This window comes from Clostridium sp., assembly GCF_040797585.1.
In the GTDB taxonomy this organism is placed as follows: Bacteria; Bacillota; Clostridia; order Clostridiales; family Clostridiaceae; genus Clostridium_Z.
Window position 1 is genome coordinate 1 of record NZ_JBFNEO010000184.1, and the last position, 5,687, is coordinate 5,687.

General features: G+C 29.4%; 3 protein-coding genes. All 3 read right to left on the minus strand.

What is annotated here, in order from left to right; genetic code table 11:
• Positions 1-251: 251 nt before the first annotated feature.
• Positions 252-953, minus strand: coding sequence for a LytR/AlgR family response regulator transcription factor (locus AB2369_RS10815; RefSeq protein WP_367666493.1), 702 nt, complete (start codon positions 951-953; stop codon positions 252-254).
• Positions 954-1,311: 358 nt separating this feature from the next.
• On the minus strand, positions 1,312-4,380 hold the full coding sequence (locus AB2369_RS10820; RefSeq protein WP_367666494.1) for an SH3 domain-containing protein: 3,069 nt from the start codon (positions 4,378-4,380) through the stop codon (positions 1,312-1,314).
• A 111-nt stretch (positions 4,381-4,491) separates the two neighbouring features.
• Positions 4,492-5,687, minus strand: a 1,196-nt coding sequence (locus tag AB2369_RS10825; RefSeq protein ID WP_367666495.1) for an amidase domain-containing protein, incomplete at its 5' end; no start/stop codon positions are given.

Below are 5,687 nucleotides of genomic sequence, written 5' to 3' on the forward strand. Positions count from 1 at the left end.
TCATTATATTATTATTTCAAGTTTAATTTAATTATATAAATGTAAATTTACTTTAACCTAAATAGGAATGATTCCTATTTAATCTAAGACATGCTTTAGCCTATACTTTACTACTTATAGAAATACACATATATAAAATTTGATAGTTATAAAATAACTATATCCCTAATATAAAAAAGATGAAATTACTCTATATGCTTATGCCTTATGCATATAAATAATTCCACCTTACTTAGTTAAAATTATAATTTTTAATTACCTGAAAGAACATATCTTATTCTTTTAATGTAAGCTTTACTTACTGGTATGATTTCATTTAAATCTTTTAGCTTAACTTGTTGATTTTTATAACTATATATCTTATCTTTACTTAATATAAAGCTTTGATGGCATTGAATAAAGTATGATAAATCTAACTTATCTTCTAGTTCTTTAAAGGTACCATAATACTCCAAAACCCCATGTCTATGAACTACCCTTATTTTTCTTAAAATTTTTTCAAAATAATAAATATCTTTGTACTTTAGTTTATACAGATTATCCTTAGTATTTATTAAAAAGATTTTATTATCTAAATCTAAAAACTCTCTAGTTTGTATCCATTTTTCCCCTTCATTTATAACTTCTAATACAGAACTTTCCTCTAAAGGATGTATAAGATACTGAAACGCTCTAATTTTAAAAGCTTCATAGGCATACTCTCTAGTGGAACTTATAACAACTATTAAGGTATACTTATTATATTTTCTAAAATCTTTTAACTTATTTATTATCTCTTTATTATAGTCTTCTACCTCTACAAAAAGTATATTAATAACTTCCTCTACTTCTAAAGGCATTTCATTAAAATCTTCTAAAAACTTAGTACACCAGATATCCTTATATTTATTATTTTCTATTAATTTTTCTATAAACCCTAAATTCTCACCTACTATTAAAGCCTTATGCCTCATATATTCCCCTCATCTCTTTATTAAATTAAACTAACCTTAAATTAGAAATATTATTGTAAAGTTGGTTAAATTTAATCCCCAAGTAAATCAAAAAATTAAATTAAGTAACTTCTTATGTCTATAAATAACTTATCCTATAAGTATAAGAAAATATAAAAATTATTTCATAAAATCATTATATCAAATCATTCTAAAAATTTACATATTTTAATTAAATATGTAAAGTTACACATAGAATCAATGCTTTTTTCTTTTTAATGCTACTTTTTTCTTTAAAACCCCTTTATATATCTTAAAGTTCCATATTGTAATTTTCTACATAAAAAGAGCTCGATTAATCGAGCTCTTAAAAATAAGTCTAATTTATAACTCTATTAGCTTGTATTTTAACCATTCCATAGGTAGATAATTTAGATATCTTAACAGATTCTCCTGGTTTCGGTGAGTGTATAAATTGATCATTTCCTATATATATACCAACATGAGTAGGATTAGTAGGATCCTCCTTACTTCCAAAGAAAATAAGGTCTCCCTCTTTCACTGCACTTATATCTATTCTTTTTCCATTTTTTATTTGATCCCAAGTGGTTCTTCCTACTTGTATACCAAAGTGATTTAATACATATTTAGTAAATCCTGAACAGTCAAAGCCACTTGGTGTTGTCCCTCCCCAAAGGTAAGGAGTTCCAATGAACTGTTTAGCATATTCCACTACCTTTTTACCAAGTTCATTTCCAGTGACTACTTCATGATATTCTTCAACATAATCCTTATGAACATATCCTTGTTTTTTAACATCATAAGTATCAAATTCTACGTTATACCAATCACCTTTTTTAGATAATATATCAAAGGTAGCCCCTGGGGTTAAGTATCCTATAACGGTACTATTCTGGCTATTACTTGATCTTACCCTTAAAGAGGAGGATACATTTACAACTCTTCCTCTTTTATTTATCTCTACAGTCTCCTCTTTGCCTTGTTCTGTAGAATTTCCATTATTAGACCCAGAAGAGCCTTTAATTTCTTCTACATAATCTCCATGAATATATCCTGTAATTGAATTATATTTTATTTTATACCATCCATTGGTTTTCTCCAATATTTGAAATTGGGCACCATTGCTTATGAACCCTACAATACCAAAATTAGTACCTGGATTTTCTCTTATTCTAAGCACGGATGAAATATTTACCACCTTACCATTAGAAGCTACTGAAGTATTATTATTATTGTTATTATTTGTATTTGTGTTGTTATTTGTGTTGTTATTATTATCTTGATTCTCTGTATCTTGCTTACTTCTAACATAGTCCTTATGGATATATCCTAGCTTTCCATTTGTATCTATCTTAACCCAAGAACCTTCAATTCCTTTTATAGACACATTATCTCCATTTTTAAGCCAACCAACCACATCATAGTTTGTGCCTGCTCCTGATCTTATTCTAAGGCCTGATGGAGCATTTTCAATTATTCCTTGGCTACTACTTCCGCCAGTTTCTCCTGATTGATTTCCACTATTATTTCCAGACTGGTTTTCTCCATTATTTTCTGCAGAGGATGTGTTTTCACCTTGAGATATCTCTTTAACATAATCTCCATGGATATATCCAACCTTATTATTATACTTTATCTTATACCAACCATTTTCTTTACCTAATATATCAAAAGTATCATTTGCCTTTAAATTATCAATAATTGAAAAATTAGTTCCTGCTCCACTTCTCATTCTTAAAGCTGAAGTCACATTAATAACTTGTCCTTTTGTTTCCTTATTATCAGGTACTTGTGGATCTACTGGAGGTTTAGGTGTAACTCCTCCCTCATCTGTTATGGTTACATAATCTTCATGTACATAACCTTCTTTTGAGTCTTTAGATATACGGTACCATTTATCTTTTTTTTCTAATACATCAAAAGTATCATTAGGATATAAAACTCCTACAACATCATAACCAGTTCCAGGGCCTTTTCTCATCCTTAAATTTGTAGTTACATTAACCACCTTTCCTTTTCCACTTGTTACTGTATTAGAATTATCCTGCCCATCATTAGAATTATCTTGTCCACCGTCTATAAGAGTAAGATATTCACTCTTCATAAATCCAGTCTTACTTTCTCCACTAATGGTTTTAAAGGTTACATTGCTCCATTCTCCCTTAGTGAAGTTTATTCTTACTTCCTCATTCCTATATACAAGTCCCAATATCCTACTATTTATAGAAGCATCTTCTCTAACATTAACCGCACTTGCATTAATAACCTTAGCATTCTTATTAACGTTACTTATTTCTCCACCATCTTCACCTGAGGATATTTGAAGAAGCTGTTTATTTATAAATCCATTTTTTATAGATGAACCTGTGGTATAGCTTATATTAGCCCATTGATTAAATGTATAATTTAGGGTCACACTTGTCCTAGGATTTATTGACTCTACATATGTATTATTTAAATCCTTGTAAACTGAAGCTGCTGATGAAGAATTTATGGTAGCCTTTTTATTAACCTTATTAACTCCATCTATATTAAGGTTGTCCACTTTTATAAATCCTGTTTTACTACTTCCAGTATTGGTTTTAAATGTTATGTTAGCCCAATCTCCATTAACATAATTAAGGTGAACTCTTTCCTTATTATATACAACTCCAATAGCCTCTGATGATACATTTTTATCTCTATGGACGCTTAATGTTCCTGAATAATTTACAGAAGCTCCTACATTTCCTATGGCTCCATACATACCTTCATAAGTCTCATTAGTTTGTCCACTATCACCTGCTCCTACTGCTGCTTTAAAATCTCCCCAAAGATAAGGTCTATCCTGCAGCATCATTCTTGGGCACATTTTCCCTGTAACATCATTATGAGTTATGACATTCTCTGCTGGAATATTATGTTTTTTCATAAGGTATTTAGTAAGTTCTATCCCATTTTTCATAGCTACATCAAAGTTGCTGTCTGGATTTACAGTTATCTCAATACCTATGGTATTACTATTATTTGCCTCTGGTCTATTAGGCTTTACCCCTGCATATTTATCTCCAACATGCCAACCTCTCCAGTTATCTTCTAAAACTTGAACTATATTTTTATCATCTACAGTATAATGGGCAGAAGCTTGTGCGCTTGGATGATTCGCAAAATAATTTCTATTTGCCACAGCTCCTGCTCCATAATCTCTATTGTCAGTATCATGAATTACAATATATTTGGGCTGAATTACTACTCCCTTTGAGTAATTTATGTCAATTAGCATTTTTTGTACTTCTAAACCATTAATAAATATATTACTCTTATAAGGATTAGCATTTTGTCCTTTATAGGCTTTGCCATCTTTAATATCATTAGGCATAGCGCTAGCTACAGCTGTTTGTGCTAATGTTGCTGCTAAAACTAAAGACGTAACTCTTTTAGTCTTCACCTGTCTCTCCCCCTCATTTTTCGTATTAAATATTACAATTTTATTACACATAGGATAATTATAACATTTAAAATTTTAAAATAACATTAAATTCCACAAAAAAATTGTTAATTATTTTATAAAATTGTTAAATCGAATCTTTCTTATATAACATTCTTCATTCCCCCATGAATTCACTAAATCCATGAAATTCCTATTATATTTGTCATAGGAATGTTGAGAAACAAATATTCCATCAAATCCATTATTATCAGGAGCTATATAAGTTACTACTACGGAATGTTTATATCTAACGTCAGATTTTTTCCTTACTTGTAATATATCCCCTATTTTTATATCTCTAGAATTTAAATCAGTGTAGGGTCTATTATTGTTACTCCCTTCTCCCTTAGGTCCTCTACCTGAACTTGTGGATAATCTCCAAAACTCCTCTACATTTGCCCAAGCTAAAGTTCCTCCATAGGTATTTCCATGCCATACTCCTTTTAACATATTAACCCCACTATTTATATTAGATTTAGTTTTCTCTAGATCCTTAGGGACATATCCTCCAAGGGCTGCCCATATACATTGAGATGTAAAATTTGTGCAATCATTATCCTTTGCTGTATAAAAAATTCTTTTTTCTAAAGGTGCAAGTGCAAACTCTCTTGCATATGATAAAAGTAAATTTTTATTATACACATCCTTATCTTCATTGAATAATCCCCTAAAATTTATTTCGTCCGTTTTATTCCTTTTATTAATAATATCTTCAGTATTTTCTTCTCTATTTATGTTAACTTTTTTTATCTTTTTAAGTTCTTCTTCCTCAACATCCTTTATAGCTCTGGTTCTACTTATTCCACTTCTAGCATTAGCTCTTCTATCCACCTTATTCTTAAAATCATTAAATTCATCAAAAGATGTGGCTATAGATGTTATAACCCACTTATTGTCCTTTTTCAAAAGCCTTATTCCATAATCTACGTTGTACATTCCTGAGGAAATGTCACTTGGTACATTACTATAGTGATAATCTACATTTAATATAAGATCTACTTCTGCTTTATTTTTATCTATATTTATTTTTTTCATATCCATATTAAAGTCATAATCAGTGATACTTATATTCATAGCCTTATATCTCTCTATATTTATATTATGTAGTGCTATATAAAGAAGGGTATCTTCATTATCCTCCATTATATTCTTACATTCCTCACAATTTAGTATCTTAAAACTATTAAAATAACTATTAAAATAACTATCTAGGGTATTTATTATTTCCTTTTTATCATCTATTTTAAATCCACTAAGGGTAATAA

Bases quoted from the DNA above. Each gene is read 5' to 3' on its own strand.
- AB2369_RS10815 (WP_367666493.1), bottom strand. From the start codon at position 953: ATGAGGCATAAGGCTTTAATAGTAGGTGAGAATTTAGGGTTTATAGAA.